This window comes from Dyadobacter chenwenxiniae (assembly GCF_022869785.1).
GTDB classification, from domain to species: Bacteria; Bacteroidota; Bacteroidia; order Cytophagales; family Spirosomataceae; genus Dyadobacter; species Dyadobacter chenwenxiniae.
The window spans coordinates 2,200,270-2,224,950 of record NZ_CP094997.1; the positions used below are offsets into that span (position 1 = coordinate 2,200,270).

Here is a 24,681-nt window from a genome sequence, read left to right on the forward strand (position 1 = left end):
CGATTTAAATCTCACAATGCAAAAAATAGCTTTGCTTGTGCTGGTTATGCTATATGCTGGCCACACGCAAGCACAAAATACGACCGATACAACGTCTGTTTACGAAACAGATAAAACCCAGGAAATGGAAGAAGTCGTCATTTCTTCCACCCGCAGCTCACGAACGATCAAAGACATTCCTACCCGCGTTGAATTCATTGCCGGCGAGGAACTTGATGAAAAAGCGAACATGAAACCGGGCGACATCCGCATGGTTTTGAGCGAGAGCACGGGAATCCAGGTGCAAACCACTTCCGCTACGAGCGCCAATGCAAGCATACGTATACAAGGCCTCGATGGCCGTTACACGCAGATTTTGAAAGACGGTTTTCCGCTTTATTCCGGCGCGTCCAGCGGATTAGGGCTGCTGCAAATCCCCCCGCTAGACCTTAAACAAGTGGAAGTGATCAAAGGCGCAGCCTCAACATTGTACGGAGGCGGTGCCATCGCGGGCCTTGTCAATCTGATCTCGAAAACACCTAAGGATGAGCAGGAACTGAAATTTCACTTGAACGGAACGAGCGCCGGCGGCTTCGATGTAAATGGCTTTTATTCCAAAAAATTCGGAAAAACCGGTGCCACGATCTTCGCTGCGCATAACCGCAATGCTGCCTACGATCCGGCTGGAATTGACCTTTCCGCTATTCCGAAATTCGAGCGCTTTACGTTTAATCCGCGTTTTTTTGTGTATCCTAATTCGAATACGACGATCAGCCTGGGAGTGAACACGGCTTTCGAAAACCGCATCGGCGGGGATATGCATTTTATCAAAAACAAAAATGAAACCGGCCACAGCTATTTCGAAAAAAACAAAACACAGCGCATGAGCACGCAGTTTTTGTTCGACCATATCTTTGGAAACCATGAGCATTTTATTGTTAAAAACAGCGTGAGCTATTTCAACAGAAAGCTTACGACACCTGGATACGCATTTGACGGGACCCAATATTCGACTTTCACCGAGGCATCATACGCCAATCATGGCGACAAGCTGGAATGGATAGCGGGCGCGAATTTATGGACGGACCAGTTTAAGGAAAAACCGCTTGCCATCGGTCAGAAACGCGATTACAACCTCAACACATTAGGCGCATTTGCCCAAAATACCTGGAAAGCGGCCGAATGGCTGCATATAGAAACGGGTTTGCGGGCGGATTATGTGATGGATTATGGCATGGCATTTCTTCCCAGGATCTCGGCACTATTGAAACTCTCCCCCACTTTTACGTCCCGTATCGGAGGAGGAATGGGTTATAAGGCTCCGACTATCTTCACCGAGGAAAGTGAACGCATTCAATATCAGGGGGTTTCGGGAATTGATAAAGACAAAAACCGCCTTGAACACAGTTACGGCGGGAACTGGGATGTAAATTACCAGACGAGGCTTTTCAATGATCAGTTGAATTTCAGTATCAACCAGTTGTTTTTTTACACATACATTACCAAGCCGCTGATCCTCAAACCCACCGGTAATGCAGGTTATCAGTTTGAAAACATAAGCGGCCACATTGACACCCGCGGATCGGAAACGAATTTGAAACTGGGTTACAGCGATTTCAAACTGTTCCTGGGTTACACCTATACGGACGCGCGGATACGTGAAAACGGTCGCCATCAGCAGAATTTCCTGACCCCCAAACACAGGATCAATTCAGTGTTGTTTTATGAAGTGGAGGAAAAATGGAAAGCGGGTTTAGAAGCATATTATTTCAGCAAGCAGCAGTTGAGCGACGGTAAAACCGGCCAGGAATATGTGATCCTGGGCTTCATGGTCGAGCGGCTTTGGGAGCGGTTTTCTATTTATATCAATTTTGAAAATTTCCTTGACGCACGCCAAACCCGTTTTGACAACATTTATACCGGCAGCATTTCAACCCCAACATTCAGAGACATTTATGCACCGTTGGATGGTTTTGTCTTCAATGGCGGAATAAAAATCAATTTGTAAAAAAGTAGGATAAGGAGTTGCTGGCCGACTCCTTGTCCTACTTTCAGTTTTGCCTTTTGCAAAAAGCCGTTACCGGGGAAAAGAGTAATTTTTGAAACCAAAACCCTTTTTAAAATGCCAAAAGAACATTGGCATAGCAACGACGATCCACCAAAACTGTAAGAAAAAATGTCGAGAACCGATGCATTATCCCCTGAGCAACTTCGGGAGGAACTTGAAGAGAATACACAGAATCAGGCAGTCGGCGATACTTTGCTTTTCGAGAATGATAAGGTAAAAGTATGGCACATTTGCCTACAACCCGGTGAACGCATCCATTATCACCGTCACAACTACGATTATTTCTGGACCGTTTTACAGGACGGGCAAGGCGTTTCCAACCAGGAAGACGGTAGCCAGGTAAGTTTTACATTCAAAAAAGGGCAAACCTCTTTTCAAAATATTATTGAGCAGGGCAGCTCCATTCATGATCTAAAAAATACCGGCACCGGCATTCTGGAATTCATTACAACGGAGTTGAAGTAACGGCAGTTACTACACCACAGCGACCGGCTTGATGCCGGCAATTTTTTCGAGCGCAACAGTAACGCGTTCAATGCGGTCCACATTGCCGCGACTGCTGTCTGACACCGCCTGGGCGACTGAGGTTAAATAATCTCCGCCCAGTTTGGTGTTGAAGAAAGGATCCCTGGCGGCCAGCACGCCCCGCCAATTCTTACCAACAACATTTCTCGACTTGATAAATCGGAGGAGCAGGCGCTCTTTGATTGTCAGACAACCATACTCCTTCACGCGGGTTTGTTGTTTTTCCATTTGTTACTATGATAATGTGTGAGAAGATTACAAGGTTTTTTGTAATTTGTGCATTACGAAAACCGATATACAAAAGTACAATAAAATTATATCAAGATCAAATTAATTAGGACTAAAATATAAATTAATGGTGAGTATTGGCAAAAGAATTAAGCAGGGTCGCGAAAAACTAGGTTTGAGTCAGGAGCAGCTCGCAGTGATTATGGCCAAAAAAGGAAAAGGCACTATCTCGAATTGGGAAACAAACAAGAATGAACCCTCCATTGCTGAGTTCAAGAAATTGGCAGAACTATTCAGCACAACCGCTGCCTACCTGATCGGCGAAGCACCGCAGTTTGAAGAGCCGCAGGAAAATTACGTGATGGTTAGAAAAGACGACCTGATCGAACTTCAGAAAAAAGCTTTGGAAAGAGAATCAGAAAAAAATAAGGAGTTGCTCGACTTATTGGAGCAATCGAAAAAATCGGGCGAAGAAAACGAGGCTTAACCCAGCCTCATCTTCCCCTGGAAAAGCATTCTGAAACCGAGCGCACACGAAAAACTCAGGATTACCAGCGTGACCCACAGCACGTTGTAACCCCAATGTGCTGCAATATAGCCACCAGCGGCAGGCGCGATGATCTGCGCAACGGACTGTGAAACCGAGTACGCAGCCGAATATTTGCCCCTGTTAAATTCGGACGCCCTGCTCATCACGAATGTGCTGATATAAGGGAGCGCAAGCATTTCACCAATCGTGAACAAGATCACAGCAGCGGCCGCAAGAATAACCGGCGCTATCACCGGCACAACCAACATGCTGAAAGCCAACGCACTGAAAACGGTTCCTGCTACCATATAGTAAGAATCGGGCCGGCGGTTTCCCAGGTTCTGAATGAGGACCATTTCGAACAAGGCAATGATAATCCCGTTCATACCAAGCAGAATTCCGATTGTAGACTCTCCGATGTGCATTTCCTCTTTCCAATAAACCGGAACAAGCCGGAAGAGCAGTATAAAACAAATCATGTACAGCATGACGACCACCAAGAACCGGACAAACAAAGCGTCCTTCCATGGTGATTGGCCCACGATTTCGGCCGCATGTGCATGACCGGAACGGCTGACCATTTTCGCTTTCGGAAGCAACAGCACAATTAAAAGTCCTGCAAGGATATAAACGACGCCATCGACCCAAAACAATAAGCTGTAATTGATCGCAGCGAGAATTCCGCCGACCGAAGTGCCAAAACCAAAGCCAATGTTCATTGCCAGGCGGTTTAATGCATAGGAGCGCGTGAGATTTCCGGGCGAAGAATAAGCCGCAACGGCGGTGCTATTGGCAGGTTTGAAAGCCTCCACAAAAAAACTGAGCACCACAATGAGGATGCATAGTCCGGTAAAGCTGGTAACCATTCCAAAGAGAACAAATAGCAGTCCGCTTATGACGAGGCAGACGATTTGAACCGGCCGGAAACCCCAGATATCTGTTAGGTAACCGCCCGCCATGCCGCCCAGGACAGATCCGGCCCCAAACAATGTGATGATCAAACCTGCGTCCGCTATGCTTCTGTGGAGGCTCTGCGTAATGTACATACTCATAAAAGGAACCGCCATATAGCCACACCGGTTTACCAGAATGACGACGCTAAGCAACCACGTTTCTCTGCTTAATCCACTGAATGAGACGCGATAGCTCTCAATGATCTTGTTCAACATAAATTCATTTTTCAGGCTAACTGGTTTACAAATTTCCCAATAAATTCCTGATTATCTCAACACTTTCCTCCAATTCCTCTGCATTTGAAGATGCAAAACCGAGTCTGACGGCATTATTAGGCGGCTCTGCGAAGCTGTTGCCGGGAGGGATTCCGGAAGTTCCGTTAGACATATAAAGGTCTTTTTGCAAAGCACTGTCGGCCAATTTGACCAGATTAATATCGGGATCAAATTGGGTCCAAACCGCCATGCCGCCATCAGGGATTTGAAATTTCACATAATTGCCAAGTCGACTTCTCAACAAATCGCAAAATAAGTCTCTCCGCTGTTTATAAATCCGGACCGACTTCCGCAGATGCCTTTGAATGACGCCGGTGTGCAGTAATTCGGCGATCGCATTTTCCAGCATTTGGTCTCCCTGCCGGTCAATAATCCGCCTTAGTTTGGCCAGATAAGTGATCACATCACCTGGCCCTACAAGATAACCCACCCGGAACGCCGGTGAAATGGTTTTGGTAAAAGACCCGCAATACATAACCATTCCAGTGGGATCCGCACCGGCGAGGGGCATCAGCGGTTTACTTAAATAGTGAAAATCGTAGTCATAATCATCCTCAAAAATGATAAATCCATACTGCTCCGCCAATTTCAAAAGGTTAAGACGCCGGTCTGCCCGAAGCGCAACCGTAGTGGGATAATGATGATGTGAGGTGACGTAAACCATCCTGATTGTCTGTTTTTGACATATTTGTTCCAAAGCAGCCACATCAACCCCATGCTCATCCACCGGCACACGGATAGGGTTCGCCCCTGCCTGAATGAAATTCATATTTGCACCAAACCAGCCTGGCGCGTCTACCACCACATTGTCGCCCGGTTGCAATAAGGCCGTACTAACCAGATACAAGCCCATAATGACGCCGCGAACGATCAGGATATTTTCCGGCATTGTTTTCATGCCGCGGGTTTCATTCAGATATGCCGATAATTCTTGCCGCAGCCACACAGATCCTTTTGTGTCACCATAACCCAACCGGGAATACGGATTTCCGCCCAGCAACTGGCTGCGATAAGCCCGGGACAAATCGTCCAGAGGCGCAAGACGCGGATCCGGGAAGCCATCGTCTAAATGCAGACGTGTGCTGCTCCGGAGAAACGCCCGGTCGAGATGCGGCTGCTGAACAAACTTGAAGCCTGCCTTTTCAGCAGGCACAATGGCCTTTTCTGTTCCGATATGCTTGTTGGACAATTGAATTTCAGGCAAATGTTTGGCTACGAATGTGCCATTGCCCGTGTGGCTTTCCAGCCAACCCTGTGCCAGCAGCTCATCATAAGCTTGCACAACTGTACGCCTATGCACTTTCAATAACAATGCTAATTGCCTTGTACTAAGCAATCTATAACCAGTTTGCAATGTTCCCGTACGAATCAGCGCCATGAGTTGATTGGCAATTTGGAGATATACGGGCTGTTTGCTTTTCTTGTCTACAAGCAGTAAAGTAGAGAGCACCTGAACCATAATTGGACCACTTTGTTTCTAAATATTGGACTCTTTTGTGCATCCAATTTCACCATATTTTTGTTAAAAAACAAAAGACATGAGCACTCCCCCATCCTATCTTACGCCAAGCAGACTAGCCAAAAGGTCAACACAGGACTTCGAGGTTATTTGTTCCATTCTGGACGAAGCATTGTTTTGCACGGTAAGCTATTCAGTCAACAATCGGCCATTTTCCATCCCAACCGCATTTGTGCGTTACGAAGACAAGATATACATCCACGGCTCCGTAGGCAGTCATTTTATCAGGGAAATTGAAAATGGCATTCCGGTTTGCATCACCGTTATGCTTACTGACGCGCTGGTTGTTGCCAAATCCGCATTTAGTCATTCGGTTAATTACCGGTCGGTAGTTATATTTTCAAATGCCGAAAAAGTTGAGGATACGGAAACAAAAAGGGCTGCCTTTGAATGGCTTACCAATAAAATCGTCCCAAACAGCTGGGATTATCTGCGTTCAATGAAAGACAGTGAAGTAAAAAAAACCACTGCATTAGCATTTTCTTTGGAAGAGGCCTGCGCTAAAACGCGGTCGGGAATGCCTAAGGATGAAGAAGAGGATCTGGAATTGCCGATCTGGTCAGGCCTCATTCCTATTCAGACCAAATATCTTGCTCCTGTTCCCGATGAATTGAGCCAGCATATTCCTTTGCCAAAACATTTGGCATAAAGCATGCAACCTTGGTTATACTTTGCGCATCTTTTGGCTAGAATGATGCCAGATTTAATCCAAACGATGCAACCCATGACAGGAAAGGAAATTTTCGACCGTTGCCAATTGGCTGCTTTGAAAAACGGCCTAGGTTCCCAGGAATTTCACTACGGGAATATTCTATATCAGGCACTGCGGCTTGAAGGCGAAGAAAAAGTCTTTCAGCTATTGGAGCAGGCAGAAAACACGGGAAAACGCGTCGGATTGGGCTATTCCTCAAACGGCTTCCCAACCCAGAATGACCCCGACATGGCGATTTTGGTATAAAACGAGAGCCGCACTCTTGTTATACCAAATAGAAAATCCTCCTGAAATCAGAAGGATTTTTCTATTCGTATTGCTCGGTACGACCAGTCTTTCTCAGAATTACTTTTTAGTCAGCATTACTTTTCAATAACCACTTTTCTTGTACTCGTCGAGCCATCCAGGTGCGTAATCAATAAAATATAGTTCCCGGCCGCCACATTCCTGACGTCAATCTCAGAAACTGGCGTCGAAGAACGATAAACCGAGCGCCCTTCAACAGTCAACATCTGCACATTTTTAATCCGATCCGCACCATCCGATTTCAGCACCAAGCGATCCGATGCCGGATTAGGATATACGTAAATCAATTCCCCTGCCTTTCCAGCCAAAGATTCTTCCACCTTCCGCTTCACCGTTTCCGACATATCGTCTACCACATCCTCCGGCGCGGGCGCAATGCTATTGCCAACAAGGTAAGAGGGCAAGTAACGCCACGGGCCATAAAGCTGGCCGGTTAACGCAAGTGTTCTATCATATTTGACACGAACCCGCACTTTGGTGGAAGGTCCTTGCTTATCAATCAAATTTTTCAACTCTTTTCCCGAAAGTCCCAAATCAACATAACCGCTCTGTGAACTTGTGGATTGCGTGCTGTTGGTGATCATGTTGTTGCTGGCCTTAGAAAATCCCTCGCCTTTAGCTTTCGTTTCCCAAACCAATTTTCCTTTGTTTCTTCCTAGGAATGATTTTGCATAAAGCCCTGCTCCGAAATTGTTTTGGGCTTTCTGGGATTGTGTAATGATGGTTATTAGATTAGAATTATAGAGGCGTAGGTTATTTTGGAGACCAATCGTGCCGTTACCTTGAAATATAAATGCCTCACCATTAGCCTTTGAGCCGCTATTTTCATATGGTACACCTACAAGTAAATCCGCAAAGCCGTCTCCGTTAACGTCTCCCGCACTTGCAATGGAATGCCCAAAGACACTCGTCAGTTCTGGAGAAGGACACGAAATGATCTGTGAGGGGAGGGAGCTAGTTATTCCTAAATTAGAACCTAGATATAAGAAAATATTGCCGACGTAAGTTGCCGAAATCTTATAATTCGCGCCAAGTGCAATGTCAGAATATCCGTCGCCGTTGACATCACCAGCGCTAGCTACGGGATGAGAAAGAATTGGTCCACCGCTACTTCCTTCAAGCTTAACAACAGATGCAGCTAGGATTCCACTGGCGGATCCATAGTAAATTCTAACTGCCGCACTTATCATTTTGTTACCAGTGGAATACCCAGAGGATCCGGCCAGAATGTCCCCAAAGCCATCTCCGTTAATATCACCAGCATTAGAAACGTCTGCTCCAAAACAAGCATTAGCTTCATTGATTTCCAATATGTTGTTTGGAACCTTTAAGATTCCAGATGATGACCCGTGATAAATCAAAACTTGTCCTTCCTTTGATTCTCCATTGCTCAGAAAATGTGCACCAATTATTAAATCAGCGTATCCGTCGCCATTGACATCACCTGCCTTAGAAACCTTCCAGCCAAACTCTGCAAAGGCCTGATTTCCTTCCACATTCATTTCTGTATTCGGGTTAATTCCCAGTGAGGAACCGTAAAAAACAGAAAACGCACCCTTGTTGTTTTGTCCAAAAGCTCCGACAACAACGTCACTGAATCCATCACCATTCAAATCCCCCGCATCTGAAACTGATGCGCCAAAATAACCGCTTTTTAAAGGAGTAAGAATCGAAGCAGGAGCACCTATTATGCCAGCAGCGGAGCCATGATAAATGAAAGCTGCTCCCGGCGCATTCCCATTACCGGAGTAAGCTGGGGCTCCAACAACTACGTCACTAAAGCCATCACCATTCACATCACCTCCACCTGAAACGGACCAGCCCATATACGCTCCCCAATCGTTACTTTCGAGTATCGCTGGCGTATTTTGATTGAGCCCTATTTTCGAGCCATAATATATAAATGCAGCTCCCTCTGTCGGAGTGCCATTGTCGTAATATTTCGCTCCGATAATAATATCACCATAACCGTCTCCATTCACATCACCTGCGCTAGCAACCGAAAATCCAAATTGTGCACCTTCTTGGTTCCCCTCCAAAGTAACGACCGGTGCTGCCGAAACCCCATCCGCCATCCCCAACCAAACAAACGCCGCACCCTCATCCACTTGCCCTTTGTCATAAGTATTCGCGCCCGTGACGATATCGCTATACCCATCCCCGTTCACATCACCGGCGCTTTTTACAGACCAACCCAAACCCGCATCGGCCTGGTTGCTTTCAAGGGTTGATGCGGGCGACGATATCAGGCCGCTGGGTGAGCCGTGGTGCAGTACTACTGCTCCTTCGTTGCTTTCAACTTTGTCATATTGCCAGATGCCGATCATTACGTCGCTGTAACCGTCGCCGTTGACATCACCTGCGCATGCCACGGCGATGCCCTGTTTTGCTTCGGGTTGATTGCTTTCAAGCCTGATGGCGGCACTTGCTTTGATGCCTTGTGCTGATCCGTGATAGACAAATACGGCGCCTTCGTTTGTTTGCCCATAGTCGTATAAATAGCTCCCAACCATGATGTCGGAATAGCCATCACCATTCACATCACCGGCTGTTGCGGCAGACCAGCCATATTGGGCATTGATTTGATTGCCTTCCAATACCACGGAGGCATTGTTGTTAATGCCAACGGCAGAGCCCAGATGCACAAACACCGCGCCTTCGTTGTCATGGCCTTTGTCGTAGGCATATGCTCCCACGAGTACATCATTGTAGCCGTCCCCATTTACATCGCCAGCTCCTGCGGAAACATAACCATATTGTGCTTTTACCTGGTTACTCTCGAGCATGTTGGCGGCCAGCAGGTTAATGCCAACCGCTGAGCCATGATATATAAAAACTGCACCCTCGTCTATCTGACCTTTGTCATACAAAGGGGCACCAACAATGACATCGCTGAACCCGTCGTCATTTACATCGCCCAGGCCCTCAACGGCCCTGCCAAATTTCGCATTGGACTGATTGCTTTCCAGGATTGTCGCTGCGCTATTCAAACCCAATGCAGAACCATAGTACACCATCGCTGCGCCCTCTTTGGTCTCACCTTTTGTGTAAAATGGAGCGCCGATAATTACATCACTATATCCATCTTTATTGAGATCACCAGCGGAAGAGACGCTGGTGCCGAACTGGGCTTCGTTCTGGTTGCTTTGCAAGGTTACCACCGCATTGGCGCTCAGTCCCGAGGCCGAACCATGGTATACAAACACAACCCCCTCATTAGTCTCCCCGCTGTCGAAGAAAGGAGCTCCTACCAGCACATCGCTATAACCATCACCATTCACATCTCCCGCCGAAGATACTGCATAACCCGCCTGAGCACCTATCTGGTTGCCCTCTACTATCGCTTTGGCATTGGTTGGGTTTCCGTTTACGACAATGGGATCAATGGTCACCGGGTAAGCGGCGTTTTGAACGTTAGCACTTAGCATTACAAGGCCATCTTCATAGCGCAATGTTGCGGGCAGTATTTTTCCGTCTGCATCCCAGCACTTAATGTCTTTATAAATCAGGCTGTTGGTTAATTTGCCTTTCTTGTTTTCAGCATAAAATTGCAACGCATTATTTTTCAGATCATTAACCTTCAAACCATTGACTGATACCCTGACTTGTAATTCCTTCGTGTTAACCGGTGCGGAGCTAATGATGAAGTTCTGGCGGACGCCTTCTTCGTTGTTGACAAATTCTTCTGTAAAACCTTTGTGTTTGATTAGCAGCCTGTTGTCCACGCTTTCGGTTGTTGCATTTGGCTGGGCCGAGAGGATCTGCCTGCCATCCGCGAAAATGCCTGTGTTGACCAGTTTTAAAGAAAAGTCATGCCCTGCCGAGTCAACGCGGTTTCTCATTGTCAGTACGCCCGGCTTGTAGTAAGCACGCAGGCCCTGCTTGCGGTTGGGGCTTTGCAAGACGTTTTTTTCTGGATCTAAGGAAATGTTATATTCCCGCCTGGCCAGGCCTCGCTGGATGCTGTTCATCGTGCTGTCGTGGACCGCACCTGGCTTAGCTTGTATGGGCTTTGTTTTGTGTGGAGCGGGGCCAGCAGGGATCGGTTTGCCTGACGATAGCTCCTGCATTTTCACCACATAGGCGGCAACGAACAGCATTAATAAAATGGCATACATCCCTCTCCTGTAAAGCTGTTTCATAGTCTGAAATTAGGGTCGATAAAAATCCGAAGATGACACAAAGCCACCTTGGCAAATTTTATTAATCCCAAGTTCCTGACCGCAAACCAATGAACGAACGGTAGGTTTATTGAACAAAAGGTAAAAAGTGGCCTGGTTTTTTCACTTTTATTTTAAACCAAAAATAAATGGCATGAATAATTCAGAAGTCAATAAAAGAGAATTGGAAGAAAAGATCCTTTCAAAACGTCAGCAAATCGAATTTGAGCGGACAAACATTGATCTAACCACAGAATTTTCACCGGAAAACCGGGAAAATCCTGAGACTATGGAGGAAGCAAAAAACTTTGATGATCCTGCGGAAAATGTGGTGGAAACCGATGATGTAAAATCACTGAAAGCCGCAGAGCAAGACTTGAACGAGTTAATAAAACAGCTGGAAGAGCTCAATAAACGCTAAAATGCTTCAAGCTTTTCTTCCAGAAAAGTTTTGTTGCGGACCAATTCAGAAACTACCTGATTCCACTTCTCCGGCTCGTGTTGGAACGGATCATAGTCGACATGTAACCGGCCTACAACCCAGAAAAGATCGGATGATTTGTTGCGCAGCTTGGAGACTAAACCCAGCACATTAAATACGTCCAGTATTTCGTGCGCTCTACTATAAGAATAACCGTGTGTGGTGCAAAAAACCAGTGCCCCGTCTTTATAATGGCACTCAATGTGATTCTTCATGGCTGTTAATAAATTGTTACTATTTACCTAAAAAAATATCATACCAAATAATCCTCGCGGATTTTGCTGTAAGCTTTCGTTTAAAAATCGGTCAGTTTTTTGACATCACAGGCACGGACACCTCAACCAGTGTAGAATCTGAGTCCTTACCATTGGTTTTACCAATCCCGAAATCCCCCCGGTTGACTTTAAATTTCCCATAAAAGTGCGACCCGCCTCCTTCCGGCCTGAATGTGAACGGAATTGCAATTTCTTTTTTGATTCCCCGGAGCTCCAACATTCCTATCACCATATAGGCGGAGTCGATCCTGGTCACCTTGGACGAGGTGAAACGTATTTCCGGAAAGTGCTCAGCATCAAACCACTTATCACTTTTTGCGTGTTTGTTTTTTAGATCATTCCCCGTTTCAATGGAGGCCACTTTTACTGATACATCAAACGCCGCTGCACCGGGGTTTTCAGGGTCAAAGGTGATTAATCCGCTGAGGTCGGAGAAAGATCCTTTTGCATATTTCCCATCAAAATGAATGGTGTAACCTTTGCTAATTTCCCAATCGGCAATAAAAAGGAATGTAAATGAGCTTAATATAGAGATCGCGATTAACGCAAGGAGCTTGTATTTCCGAAACATAATTTCAAAATGGCTTAATAAACGCGGAGCGTTTATTGCTTTTATATTTTCGATGGACTTGCATTATGGTGTTTTTTAAAAGCTTCCGAAAGACGGTGGGCATGCTCATATCCCAGCATGTGAGCCACTTCTTCCACAGTTAGCGGATTTTCTAAACCATGTATGCATCTGATAAGCAAATGCGGCTCAACTGTCATGAATTTATAAGTTCATTTCGACTTTTAACTAGCACGAAAATAGCTCGTTTCGCTATATGAAGCCATTTTGAGTTATTGAACGGCGACAAAGTATTTGCCTCAAAGCCCTCTTGGCAAAGCCTTGATCCGATTTTATGTAGCTGCCTTTTCTAGGCCTCTAATTCGTTTTACGGAGCAATAGTATATAAACCTTGAATGCAGATTCAAGGCTGAGCTTTCGATCCCATACTCAAATTTGCAGGCCACTCGATAGCCTGCAAATTCAATTCCCAGTTGCAACGGGGCGGTCGTTCCGTGACCATTCGCTCCACGAACCGACGTAGAGGGCTGCCCCTTCCAGGCCTGCGTCAGCGAGCGCCAATAGCGTATGACAAGCAGTTACACCGGACCCGCAATGCACAATCACGTGCTTCGGGTCACGCTGGCCTAATGCACTTTTGTATTTTTCTGCTAATTCCTCACTGGATAAGAAGTTACCGTCCTTATCCAGGTTGCCCGCAAACGGAATATTTACAGCGCCCGGAATATGTCCGGCAACCAAATCGATCGGCTCGCTTTCACCCACAAACCGGTAATTTTCGCGCACATCGATGACAAGAAAATCCGGGTTGCCCGCTGCTTCCTCGACCTGATCGGCATCTGCATAAGGCAACTGATAATCCACAAACTCGTAATGCGGAGCGGCATCTGGTTTTGGCGGGGTTTCTTTTGAAATGCTGAAACCAACTTTTTGCAAAGCTTCAATTCCCCCGCTCACTACGAAAACCTTGTCATGGCCAGCCGCTTTAAGCATCCACCAAAAACGAGCAGCAGCATTTGCGCCTTTCTTATCATCATAGACGACAACCGTTGAATCCGCTGTGATCCCCAATTTTCCTAACAGTTCTCCAAAAGTTTTGGGGGCGGGCAACGGATGCCGACCGCCGTGCGCAGCATTATCTGTTTTAACAGAAAGGTCTGTTTCCAGATTCACGAAAAGGGCATTTTCAATGTGCGCCGAGTGAAACCGTTCAAATGCATCTGGACCACCCCGGGCATCCACAATAATTGCTTTTTGATCTTCGAGAAGCTGTCTGACAGCTGCGGCTTGAATGATTTCCATAGGATGAGGATTTTGGAATTGATGGATAAAAATATAAATATTTAGCGCCAGCAGTAAGTTTGAAGCATAATTTTAAGTATTTAGCAATTAGAAAGCATGATTAGCCTTACATGAAGAGTTCTGAGTTTATTACAGCCGACCTGGTGCAACTGCCTGCCATGCAGCCCGCTGACTGGGGCAATTTAGTCCCTCGTTTCGAATATTTCATCGCTTCACCGCATTGCCATCCGATTAAAATTTCCGAAAATGGTGAACTCATTGCCATTGGCACTTCCATCATGCATGCAGATACGGTGTGGCTTGCGTGCATAGTAGTGCATGAAGGCCATCGGAAAAAAGGACTTGGCAATGCCATTACGCAGGATCTGATTGCAAATATTGACCGGGCTAAATACAAAACCATTTATCTGGATGCCACCGAATATGGCTTTCCCGTTTACGCGAAATTGGGGTTCGAGGAGGAAACGACCTATACGCATATGCGCAGCACCGGTGGTGCGCCCGTAACTTCGTTTTCTGAGCACATTGTGCCATATGAGGAACATTATCTGAACCAGATCTATAACGTTGATGCGCAGGTTTCAGGAGAAGATCGCAGCGGTGTTATCTCCGATTTTATAAAATCCGCTCTATTATATGTTGTGGATTCGCAAGTTCAGGGATTTTACATTCCGGGATGGGGCGATGGGCCTATAATTGCCGTTTCGGAAGCGGCGGGGGCGGCTTTGATCAAGCGCCGGGCCATGGACGAGACCGCGGCGGTCGTGCCGACCGGTAACGAGTTTGCGATTGATTGCCTTCAAGGGCACCACTTTCAATTTTACAAGATTTCGCGGAGGATGGTTCTCGGAGAAAAACGAGCATGGCATGCAACCGGCATCTATAACCGGATCAGCGGGCAATTAGGGTAACCAAGTTGAAAATCATTTAATCAAACAATAACTAGAAACGATGAAAAAATTCACGTGTACAATGATGCTCATTTTGACCTGTGTTGCATTTTCGAATGCACAAGGCAACCCGGAGTACAAGGCGAAATTGAAGAAAATGTTCGAAGTGTCCGGCTCGGAGAAGTCTTACAAAGTGGCTATCGAGCAAATGTTTACCATGTTCAAGCAGCAAAAAACAACCGTTCCGGACAGTATCTGGCAGCAATTTCAAGGTGAGTTTCTGAAAACCTCGCTGGACGATCTTGTGAATATGCTGGAGCCCGTTTATTCAAAGAGCCTCTCCCAAGACGATCTACAGCAGCTCATCGCATTTTACCAAACACCCATTGGTGTTAAATATGCCGCTAAAACGCCTGCCATTATGCAGGAATCCATGCAGGTTGGCCAGCAGTGGGGAATGAAAATCGCAAATGAATTTCAGGAAAAGCTCAAAGCGAAGGGTTACTAACTATCTCAAAACCAAGTCACTGATCGCAGAGAACTCCGTGTGCGGCGCCATGGCTCTGATGTTGCCTTTTTTATCCAGTAATATAAAATAAGGAGTTTCACTGATCTTGTAGCGCTGGTTAAAACCATACGATTCCGGAACGGGAACGAAACCGCAATTCCGTTTCGGGATCGCATCCAGACATTCATCTTCGGTATTTAAAGTGGTGCCCAAGGAAACGATCTCAATTCCTTTTTTACGATTTTCCTCGACAAAATCAGAGATCACTTTTGTGCTGGCAAGCGTATAAAGCGGTTTTTCAAATTTGACCCAAAACCCCAGCAAAACATATTTGCCACGCAATTTTTCCGAATTATATTCCTTCCCGTCCAGCCCTTGCATTACAAAAGGAGGCAACGGCTCCCCTACTTCCGGCATCAGATCGGAATTTTGCATGACGGAACCATTATCCTGGATCAGAAGCTGGCTTTTCTTTACAATTTCAAAAGACGAAGCCTTACCAAATTTGTCAAAAATAGGCTGTGTTCTGTACAGTCCGGGATTTTTCCGAAGCATTTCGTCATAGACCGCATAACTGATCCGCTTGCCTGTAGAGCGGTCGAAAATGGGCGAATCCTTTGTCATGACGATCTTCTGGCTCACCTTTCCATTGTAGCGGGTTACTTTGGGCTCTTCCGGCTGAGCGTATGCGAAAGAGCAAATTGTCGCGAAAAAAATGGATAAAAAAATCTCAGTACGACCGAAATTCATCTGGAACGGTTTTATTATTTAAGATTCTGTTAGTATCAAAGTTTTGATACTATATTGCACTATCGTAACGCAAATATCGTTGTTATAACTGGTTAGTGCTTCACAATATTTTAGTGCAGGACAACTTATTGAAAAAAATGTATGTTCGAGAGGATTCGTGAGAAGTTGGAAATTTTGGCTGACGCTGCAAAGTATGACGTATCTTGTTCATCCAGTGGCAGTAATAGAAAGAATGAAAATAAGGGTTTGGGAGATGCGGAGGGAACGGGAATTTGTCACACCTATACAGAGGACGGCCGTTGTGTTTCACTGCTAAAAATCCTGTTGACCAATCATTGCATCTACGACTGCGCATTTTGCGTTTCGCGCCGAAGCAATGATATCAAACGCGCAGCCTTTACGGTTGATGAAGTCGTTGAGCTGACGATGAATTTTTACCGCCGCAATTATATCGAAGGGCTTTTCCTGAGTTCGGGCATCTTCAAAAACGCCGATTACACGATGGAGCGCCTTGTCAGGATCGTAAAAAAGTTGCGAAATGAACAGCGCTTTAACGGATACATTCACCTGAAAACAATCCCAGGTGCGAGCGAAGAATTGTTGAAAGAGGCGGGCCTCTATGCCGACCGGATGAGCATTAATCTGGAAATGCCTACCGAGACCGGCTTGAAGTTACTGGCCCCGGAAAAATCGCATGATGATGTGAAAAAGCCGCTGCATTATATTCAGCAAACCATTACGCAATTTTCAAGCGAGAAAGCGCTTATCAAGGCGGTTCCGAAATTTGTTCCGGCCGGCCAGAGCACGCAAATGGTCATTGGTGCAACCCCGGAATCCGATAAGGAAATCATGCATATGGCCAATACTTTCTATAAGGATTTTTCACTCAAAAGGGTCTATTATTCTGGCTACATTCCCATCAGCAATGATTCCCGATTGCCCGTTATAGGCTCACAACCGCCGTTAATCAGAGAAAATCGTTTGTATCAAACGGACTGGCTTATGCGTTTTTACGGCTTTGACATTAAAGAGATCCTGAACGATGCCCATCCTAATCTGGACGTTGACGTTGATCCTAAATTAAGTTGGGCCCTCCGAAATCTTGAACATTTCCCCATTGATGTAAACACGGCTGATTATAAGATGATCATGCGTGTGCCTGGCATAGGCGTTGCTTCTGCGCTCAAAATTGTCCAGGCAAGAAAATTTGGCAGATTACATCAGGATCAATTAAAAAAAATCGGGATTTCGTTCAACAAGGCCAGGCATTTTATACGATATGCCGATAGTCCCATGCAGCTCAGGGATTATGAGGCGGGACACATCAAAGCGGTGATTTTGTCCGAAAGCAGCAGTAAATACACCAAGGTCCCCAAAAACCAGCTTTCTATCTTTTAATGGAAATATTTGTGTTTGACGGGAGTCTGGAGGGTTTGCTGACTGCTGTTTTTGATTGTTATCAGAAGAAGTCTGAGGATGTAAAAATCGTCAGCAAGGTGCATTATGTCCCTGATGTCTTCAAAGAAGCATTTCAGGTCGTAAGCGATGACGCCAAAGCGAATCGGGTATGGAAAGGTTTGGCCAAAAAGCTGGACAGCAATTGGATGAAGTCGATTTACAAAACCTACCTTTCCGAGCAACCTGCGGCTTTTCAGGATCTGTTCGGATTTATACGGTACATCATTGATAATCCGCCGGGAGCGGAAGCTAATTTTGGGAATCGCTATGTGCTAGAAATTTCTCAGATGAGCCACAAAGTGCATCGTGAAAAGCACCGGATGGAGGCATTTATACGTTTTCAGAAAACCGCAGATGAGATTTTCTACGCACACATTGAGCCGGATTTCAATGTCCTGCCATTACTCATTGATCATTTTAAAAATCGCTATGCCGACCAAAAATGGATTATCTACGATTTGAAGAGAAAGTATGGGTTGTATTATGATTTGCAAAAAGTAGAGGAAATCACTTTTGACTTCACCGCTGAGATGTCTCCCGCACTCAATGCGCTTCCCGTAAACGTCCTGGATCCGAAAGAAGAATTGTACGCTTTGCTTTGGAAAGATTACTTCCGGAGCGTCAATATTCCGGCACGAAAAAACATGAAGCTCCACATTCGCCACGTGCCCAAGCGTTATTGGAAATATCTTTCCGAAAAGCAATCATGAACGGTCAAAATAGGCAGGATGTACTGGGCCGGAATACATATTTTATGCTACCTTAACCTATTCTACACAATTAGCTAAAATACTTCTATAACATGTTCACTTTGAGCGAATTTTGATAATTCTTCGGTAGGTTTCAGTTATTATACGGTAAGGTTGTGGCGTATAAATATATTAAGTTTGAAATGCACTCTCCGGATATTGGGTAGTGTTTGTCACACTTAAATTCTACGTCATGAGAAACCTCCTTTACCTGACAATTCTTTGGCTGCAATGTTTATGCGCCCAAGCTCAAATCCCCGCCGACAATTACCGATTCTATGTTGATGAGGGGCGCAAGATGATCGTTTGCAATCAGCTTCCAATTCCCTCGCAAATTACCGGCTCACCCATCCAAATGCAGTTTGGCTCAAAGGTTTTCACCTTCGCCGGAAACGTCACGACCCTCTCATACGGGGTTAAATACCTGATCACCAATGACGGGCAGCAATACTCCTTATATTTTACCCAGCTGCCGCTGGTAAATCTGGAAGTGCCTGATCCGTCCCAAATCAACCTGGAAGAGGAGATTCCTGGCGGAATATCAATCGCAGAGCCGACAACAAGTCCGCTTGTATCCAACATGGCGATACGTATTCGGGGTAACAGTTCATCGTTCTTCCCGAAGAAAAATTATCGGGTGCAGTTCAAAGATGCGCAAGGCAAAAACAAGGATCAATCCATCCTGGGTTTGAGAAGCGATAAGCGCTGGCTGTTTTTCGGGATGTGGAACGAGGAATTGAGATCCACAAATAATGTTTCCCATAACCTCTGGATTGATATGCACAAGCTGTATTACGCCGCGTCCGAACCCTCCGCAGTCTCTTCCATCCGTACTAAATATGTGGAGGTTTTTATGAACAAGTCATATAAAGGAGTTTATATGATTGGTGAAGATATGGACCGTAAGCAGTTGCAGCTGAAAAAGAATGATGGTGACGTAACGAGAGGTGAATTGTTCAAGGCGGACGACTGGTCGCTTTCAGCAGCCTGGGAAGGAATTGGTGTGGCTAAGCCCGCGCCGGGGGCCGAAGATTGGCAGAGCTGGGAACTGGAATATCCGGATTACAGCGATTGGAATAATCATCACAACCTTTTAAAAGCAGTTATTGAGTCATCAGATGCTGACTTTAAGGCGAATATCTGGAACCTGTTTAAGCAGGAAAATGTGATCGACTATTTTATATTTTTAAACCTGCTGTCGGTCGAGGATAATATGGAGAAGAACTACTTCATCGGCCGATACGATCAGGGACAGCCCTGGTTTTTCGTGCCGTGGGACCTTGATGGAGCCTGGGGGTATTTCCCGGACGGGGTTCGAAGCAACAAAACGCAGGGCGACAGGCAAAACGGATTATTCAAAAAACTCTTTCGCACCAATCCTGACGGTTTCAAAAATAAACTCGCAACACGTTACTTTCAGCTCAGACAAAATTTACTGGCAGAAGCAAACCTCAAAAACCGCTTCCAGACGAATTATAATTTACTGAATTCCAATCTTATCTACGAGCGTGATGCTGCGGTTTCACAAGACAATTATGGCGGTGCCAACCGGTCAGGCGGACTGGCATATGTGAACAATTACATTACACAGCGTTTGGCCTGGCTGGACACTTATTTCTGCCCCATGATGGATGGTGGCTGCAATGGCCAGTCATCCTGCGCATTTGACATTACCGCAACTGCTTCCAACACCAGCCCGGCTTGCTCAGCAAATGTAACCTTATCATCAGGCTGCACAGGAGCCGATTGCGCAGGCGTCATTTACACATGGAGCGGCAATGGCATCAATCAAACCGGAAGCTCAATCAATATTACTGCACCTGGTGCGAACGGTTCTTACACGTACACCGTAAAAGCTTCCAAAAGCGGATGCGCAGATAAAACAGCAACGGTAACCCTGAACATTACCAATTGCAATCCACCCGTTGGCAATGATCCTTTCAGCGCATGTTTTGAAGCTGAAAATCAAAGCGGGAACGGTGCTATAACCGGCGACCCGAATGCTTCCAATGGCAGCACCAGAGGTGAGAAAGACAATTACAATCACTATGTCGATTATGCCGTCAATGGCGTAAAAGTCACTGGAACGCATCAGGTGAAGGTTCGGTACTATGCCAATGGCGCTGCACAGGCGAGCTTTTCTGTCAATGGAAGTGTGGTGTTGCCATCCGCCAATTTCCCTCCAACTTATTCCTGGAACATTGTCTGGCGTGAGGAAACATTCAATGTAACGCTGAACCAGGGCAACAACACGCTCAGGATCCAGGGACTGTCCGGATACAGCATCCGCCAGGACAAAATATGCGTGACAGGCCCGGGAGGTCAGAATCCGCAGGAGCCGACCTGTAATTTCAACATTGCACCGAGTGCTAATAAAGCAACATATGCACCGCAGGAGCAGATCAGTTTTAATGCCAATTGCACAGGCGGGGATTGCGGAAGTGTTACGTATGCCTGGACGGGCAATGGAGCCAACGCCTCCGGTTCTACGGCCAATATCAATGCGCCATCTGCGCCCGGAAGTTACACTTACACGCTTACCGCTACTAAAAACGGCTGCGCGAATAAGACAGTGAATGTGATTATCCAGGTGGCAAACTCACAACCAAGTTGCGCATTTGACATTACCGCCACTGCTTCCAACACCAGCCCGGCTTGCTCTGCGAATGTCACATTATCATCCGGCTGCACAGGAGCGGATTGCGCAGGCGTCATCTACACATGGACCGGCAATGGCATCAACCAAACCGGAAGCTCAATCAACATTACTGCACCCGGTGCCAATGGTTCCTACACTTACACCGTAAAAGCTTCCAAAAGCGGGTGCGCGGATAAAACAGCAACGGTAACCCTGAACATTACCAACTGCAATCCTCCCGTTGGCAATGATCCTTTCAGCGCATGTCTGGAAGCTGAAAGTCAAAGCGGAAACGGTGCTATAACCGGCGACCCGAATGCTTCCAATGGCAGCACGAGAGGTGAGAAAGACAATTACAACCACTATGTCGATTATGCCGTCAATGGCGTAAAAGCCACTGGAACGCATCAGGTGAAGGTTCGGTATTATGCCAATGGCGCTGCACAGGCGAGCTTTTCTGTCAATGGAAATGTGGTGTTACCATCCGCCAATTTCCCTCCAACTTATTCCTGGAACATTGTCTGGCGTGAGGAAACATTTAATGTCACGCTGAACCAGGGCAACAACACGCTCAGGATCCAGGGACTGCCCGGATACAGCATCCGCCAGGACAAAATATGCGTGACAGGTCCGGGAGGTCAGAATCCGCAGGAGCCGACCTGTAATTTCAACATTGCACCGAGTGCTAATAAAGCAACATATGCACCGCAGGAGCAGATCAGTTTTAATGCCAACTGCACAGGCGGGGATTGCGGAAGTGTTGCGTATGCCTGGACGGGCAATGGCGCCAACGCCTCCGGCTCTACGGCCAATATTAATGCGCCATCTGCGCCCGGAAGTTACACTTACACGCTTACCGCTACCAAAAACGGCTGTGCGAATAAGACAGTGAATGTGACTATCCAGGTGTCAAACTCACAACCAAGTTGCGCATTTGACATTACCGCAACTGCTTCCAACAACAGCCCGGCTTGTTCAGCAAATGTAACCTTATCGTCCGGCTGCACAGGAGCCGATTGCGCAGGCGTCATTTACACATGGACTGGCAATGGCATCAACCAAACCGGAAGCTCAATCAACATTACTGCACCCGGTGCGAACGGTTCTTACACTTACACCGTAAAGGCTTCCAAAAGCGGATGCGTGGATAAAACAGCAACGGTAACCCTGAACATTACCAATTGCAATCCACCCGTTGGCGGCAATTTCAGTCTCTGTCTTGAATCTGAAAGTCAGAGTGGTAATGGTGCGATAACGGGCGACCCGAATGCATCCAATGGCAGCACAAGAGGCGCGAAAGAGGATTACAATCACTACGTAGACTATGCGGTCAATGGGGTACCAAATGCCGGGGTTTACCAACTGAAATTGCGTTATTCCGCGAGTTCGAACCCGAACATTGCTATCTCGGTGAATGGGAATACAGCAATTGCCTTGGTTAATGTGACTGCCACATACACCTGGAACATTGTGTTCCGTGAGGAAGTCTTCAATGTAACGCTTGCCGCTGGTAACAACACTGTCCGCATTCAGGGATTGAGTGGTCCAAGTATCAGGCAGGATAAGCTTTGCGTGTCGGGCACCGGGTCAAATAACGCCAGAATGGGTGCACCTGAAAAATTATTCGGGCCAGCGGCGCCGGACGAAAGCCTGAAAGTCTTCCCGAATCCATCGCCGGGTGAATTCAATGCGAAGTTCAGCTTATCCGATGGCAACGAAGGAACCATTACGGTGACGGACATTCGCGGCAGGGTTTGGCATACTTCAAAAGTGAAAGGAAACGGCGCGCACGATGAGCAGATCAAGCTTCCGAATGTTCCGTCCGGCATTTATTTAATACAGATCAAAAATGGCAAAACCACGGAGGTTAAAAAGCTGTTGATAGGGCAATAGTTGAGAATGATAAAGCAGCCAAGCCGGAGCAATGCCCCGGCTTGGCTGCTTTATCATTCATGTATCATTTGATTTTACTGCCCAGCCAATCTTTACGAAATTTCTTCATTTCCTCCGTCACAGGCAAGTCTGCACTTTCATTCATTTTGACAATCCATTTCGGATTTTCTTTCAGGATTAGCATCCCCATTTTTGTCTCCTCGCGGTGGCGATATTCAATAGGAATGTGCTCGCCCGGCTTATGCGCATTCAAAATAGCATTCAACTCGGCCTGTGTCGCCACAGATTTTCCATCCAATTTCAGTATTTGGTCGTCAATGTCCAATCCGGCAACATACAATGGTGAATCTATAATGGTGTTGGCTAGAATGGTAAGTTCCGTTCCTTCCTTATATTTAACATCTCCAATCCATGCTTTGCCTTCAAACTGTTTTTTCAATGTCAATCCGGCCATTTGCAGTAAAGGAGCATAGTCGAACGATTCGTGACCATTCACATATTTGGCAAAAAACCCTTCTGCAAAAGCTTGATCTTTACTGTAAGCAACCAGCACATTCTGCAAATCGCCCACCTGATAAGGCACTTCCGGCTCCCCGTGTTTCTGCCAGACAGCCTGCATATAGCCGTCTAATGTTAATCCTCGTGCACGCAATTGCAGATCGAGCGCAAGTGCAATGGACGCGCCATAGGGATAGTACGAGGTGTAAATGTTAGGATAATTGGTCTTATCGATCGAAACGCCGGCGTCCACAAAAACAGCGTTGCAACTAGCCTGAACAGGGGAAATCCTTTTTGCACCGGTTGTATTTTCCTTTGTATTTATCAAGAAACTTAATGTCTGACAATAATCTTCCGGTGACTCAAAACCTGCGCGTGCCAAAATCAACTCGCCGTAATATTGCGTGAATCCCTCGGCAAACCAAAGCTCAAAGCTCATATTGCTTTTCTCGAAATTGAACGGTTCAAGCGTTTTAGGACGGATGCGCTCTACATTCCAGGCATGGAAAAATTCATGGGAGAAAACGCCTAACAGATTGCTGGACCCATCAAACGCCACAGGAATCGAGATCATTGTGCTGTTACGGTGCTCCATGCCATCGCCTTTTACATAGGGATTAATGCTGGCCAGAAAAGTATATTGACCAAAATCAAATGCCGGAAATGCTCCAAAAACTATCTGGCTTTCCTGCGTTACCCGCTTCACTTTTGCGGCAAAATCGTCTGCCAGCGATTCGCTTCCGGTTACTTCAAGCGCAAGCCTAAATTTAGCAGGCTTCTTGTCCGGATTGTTCAATGTCCACTCCTTGATGGCCAACTTGCCGATTTTAATTGGCGAGTCCATAAAATATTGCAGATCCGACGCGCTGAATGTATTGGGCTGTGGGCCGGGTTTAAGCTGGGTTGCAATGGTCCAGCTGCCGTCCTTCGGCACATCGAATTTTACTTCTATTGGCGTATTTTGTAATTCCTTTACCCACATAAAAGTTGCCGGAGCATTCAAATGGACGCTGTTTTGATCCAAACCCGCATAAGTTCCATCGGCATGGTTAGCGTAAAGCGTGTATTGCATTTTTACAAAACCGTTTAACCCCGTCACTTTATAAACGTCGCCGTCCACACGCTCCACCGCAACCTCCCGGCCCGCCTTGTCAAATGCCTTTACATCATAAACGTTCTTTCCATACTCGTGCGTGGCATAGCGGCCGGGGGAAGAGCGGCTCATGCGGAACGTCAGCTCCTTCTGCGGCGCGTCGCTTACAATTACAGCTATATTGGCTTCGTGGTGGACAAGATTCGGAAACGATACTTCATAATTGATCTTTTGTGCAAAGGCGTATCCAGCAAATAGCTGAAAAGCGGATAGGTAAAAAAGTTTTTTCATAGCATCGATGATTCGGAATGGAAGCGGTCAAT

Annotated in this window: 20 protein-coding genes; 11 read left to right on the plus strand and 9 right to left on the minus strand. The window is 46.3% G+C overall.

The window, feature by feature from the left end; translation table 11 throughout:
- Positions 1-16: 16 nt before the first annotated feature.
- Together MUK70_RS09090 and MUK70_RS09095 are read left to right on the plus strand one after the other, a co-directional pair.
- A complete protein-coding gene (locus tag MUK70_RS09090; protein WP_234656467.1) occupies positions 17-1,987 on the plus strand; it encodes a TonB-dependent receptor plug domain-containing protein in 1,971 nt (656 codons plus the stop codon).
- 168 nt (positions 1,988-2,155) lie between these two features.
- Positions 2,156-2,512, plus strand: a complete 357-nt coding sequence (locus MUK70_RS09095; RefSeq protein WP_234656466.1) for a cupin domain-containing protein — start codon at positions 2,156-2,158, stop codon at positions 2,510-2,512.
- A gap of 9 nt (positions 2,513-2,521) precedes the next feature.
- Here the strand turns inward: MUK70_RS09095 and MUK70_RS09100 are convergent, their stop codons facing one another.
- Positions 2,522-2,800: a hypothetical protein gene (locus tag MUK70_RS09100; RefSeq protein WP_234606705.1), complete on the minus strand. Its 279-nt coding sequence runs from the start codon at positions 2,798-2,800 to the stop codon at positions 2,522-2,524.
- Between the two features lie 127 nt (positions 2,801-2,927).
- Here MUK70_RS09100 and MUK70_RS09105 point away from each other — a divergent pair, with 127 nt between their 5' ends.
- Complete coding sequence (locus tag MUK70_RS09105) at positions 2,928-3,287, plus strand: helix-turn-helix domain-containing protein (RefSeq protein ID WP_234656465.1); 360 nt, start codon at positions 2,928-2,930, stop codon at positions 3,285-3,287.
- Here the strand turns inward: MUK70_RS09105 and MUK70_RS09110 are convergent.
- Positions 3,284-4,498, minus strand: coding sequence for an MFS transporter (locus MUK70_RS09110; RefSeq protein ID WP_234656464.1), 1,215 nt, complete (start codon positions 4,496-4,498; stop codon positions 3,284-3,286). The two genes, MUK70_RS09105 and MUK70_RS09110, sit on opposite strands and share 4 nt — an antisense overlap.
- 25 nt (positions 4,499-4,523) lie before the next feature.
- On the minus strand, positions 4,524-6,017 hold the full coding sequence (gene pdxR, locus MUK70_RS09115; protein WP_234656463.1) for a MocR-like pyridoxine biosynthesis transcription factor PdxR: 1,494 nt from the start codon (positions 6,015-6,017) through the stop codon (positions 4,524-4,526).
- A gap of 79 nt (positions 6,018-6,096) precedes the next feature.
- On the opposite strand from pdxR, the gene MUK70_RS09120 reads away from it, so the two are divergent.
- Positions 6,097-6,726 (plus strand): pyridoxamine 5'-phosphate oxidase family protein, encoded by a 630-nt coding sequence (locus tag MUK70_RS09120; protein ID WP_234606701.1) that lies wholly within the window; start codon positions 6,097-6,099, stop codon positions 6,724-6,726.
- A gap of 75 nt (positions 6,727-6,801) precedes the next feature.
- Positions 6,802-7,035: a hypothetical protein gene (locus tag MUK70_RS09125; RefSeq protein WP_234606700.1), complete on the plus strand. Its 234-nt coding sequence runs from the start codon at positions 6,802-6,804 to the stop codon at positions 7,033-7,035.
- Between the two features lie 116 nt (positions 7,036-7,151).
- Here the strand turns inward: MUK70_RS09125 and MUK70_RS09130 are convergent, their stop codons facing one another.
- Positions 7,152-11,237, minus strand: a complete 4,086-nt coding sequence (locus MUK70_RS09130) for an FG-GAP-like repeat-containing protein (protein ID WP_234656462.1) — start codon at positions 11,235-11,237, stop codon at positions 7,152-7,154.
- Between the two features lie 172 nt (positions 11,238-11,409).
- On the opposite strand from MUK70_RS09130, the gene MUK70_RS09135 reads away from it, so the two are divergent.
- A complete protein-coding gene (locus tag MUK70_RS09135) occupies positions 11,410-11,676 on the plus strand; it encodes a hypothetical protein (protein ID WP_234656461.1) in 267 nt (88 codons plus the stop codon).
- On the opposite strand, the gene MUK70_RS09140 is transcribed toward MUK70_RS09135, so the two are convergent.
- The 3 genes from MUK70_RS09140 to MUK70_RS09150 all read right to left on the minus strand — a co-directional run bounded on the left by MUK70_RS09140 (position 11,673) and on the right by MUK70_RS09150 (position 13,881).
- Complete coding sequence (locus tag MUK70_RS09140; protein ID WP_234606697.1) at positions 11,673-11,951, minus strand: hypothetical protein; 279 nt, start codon at positions 11,949-11,951, stop codon at positions 11,673-11,675. The genes MUK70_RS09135 and MUK70_RS09140 overlap by 4 nt on opposite strands.
- A gap of 91 nt (positions 11,952-12,042) precedes the next feature.
- A complete protein-coding gene (locus MUK70_RS09145; protein ID WP_234656460.1) occupies positions 12,043-12,582 on the minus strand; it encodes a YceI family protein in 540 nt (179 codons plus the stop codon).
- A 459-nt stretch (positions 12,583-13,041) separates the two neighbouring features.
- On the minus strand, positions 13,042-13,881 hold the full coding sequence (locus tag MUK70_RS09150) for a sulfurtransferase (protein ID WP_234656459.1): 840 nt from the start codon (positions 13,879-13,881) through the stop codon (positions 13,042-13,044).
- 110 nt (positions 13,882-13,991) lie between these two features.
- Between MUK70_RS09150 and MUK70_RS09155 the strand changes: the two genes are divergently transcribed.
- Both MUK70_RS09155 and MUK70_RS09160 read left to right on the plus strand, forming a co-directional pair.
- Positions 13,992-14,792: a GNAT family N-acetyltransferase gene (locus MUK70_RS09155; RefSeq protein WP_234656458.1), complete on the plus strand. Its 801-nt coding sequence runs from the start codon at positions 13,992-13,994 to the stop codon at positions 14,790-14,792.
- A gap of 40 nt (positions 14,793-14,832) precedes the next feature.
- The gene (locus MUK70_RS09160) at positions 14,833-15,279 is read left to right on the plus strand and encodes a DUF2059 domain-containing protein (protein ID WP_234656457.1); all 447 of its coding nucleotides are present in this window, start codon (positions 14,833-14,835) and stop codon (positions 15,277-15,279) included.
- On the opposite strand, the gene MUK70_RS09165 is transcribed toward MUK70_RS09160, so the two are convergent.
- On the minus strand, positions 15,280-16,029 hold the full coding sequence (locus tag MUK70_RS09165; RefSeq protein ID WP_234656456.1) for a TlpA family protein disulfide reductase: 750 nt from the start codon (positions 16,027-16,029) through the stop codon (positions 15,280-15,282).
- A 141-nt stretch (positions 16,030-16,170) separates the two neighbouring features.
- Here MUK70_RS09165 and MUK70_RS09170 point away from each other — a divergent pair, with 141 nt between their 5' ends.
- From MUK70_RS09170 to MUK70_RS09180, 3 genes are all read left to right on the plus strand, one after another.
- On the plus strand, positions 16,171-17,427 hold the full coding sequence (locus MUK70_RS09170; RefSeq protein ID WP_234656455.1) for a putative DNA modification/repair radical SAM protein: 1,257 nt from the start codon (positions 16,171-16,173) through the stop codon (positions 17,425-17,427).
- The gene (locus MUK70_RS09175; RefSeq protein ID WP_234656454.1) at positions 17,427-18,197 is read left to right on the plus strand and encodes a TIGR03915 family putative DNA repair protein; all 771 of its coding nucleotides are present in this window, start codon (positions 17,427-17,429) and stop codon (positions 18,195-18,197) included. Before MUK70_RS09170 ends, MUK70_RS09175 begins: the two co-directional genes overlap by 1 nt.
- A 232-nt stretch (positions 18,198-18,429) precedes the next feature.
- Positions 18,430-22,767 (plus strand): CotH kinase family protein, encoded by a 4,338-nt coding sequence (locus MUK70_RS09180; RefSeq protein WP_234656453.1) that lies wholly within the window; start codon positions 18,430-18,432, stop codon positions 22,765-22,767.
- Positions 22,768-22,831: 64 nt separating this feature from the next.
- Here MUK70_RS09180 and MUK70_RS09185 read toward each other — a convergent pair whose 3' ends face one another.
- Positions 22,832-24,649 carry a M61 family metallopeptidase gene (locus MUK70_RS09185; RefSeq protein WP_234656452.1) on the minus strand — a complete coding sequence of 606 codons (1,818 nt, stop codon included), beginning with the start codon at positions 24,647-24,649 and terminating at the stop codon, positions 22,832-22,834.
- Between the last annotated feature and the right edge of the window lie 32 nt (positions 24,650-24,681).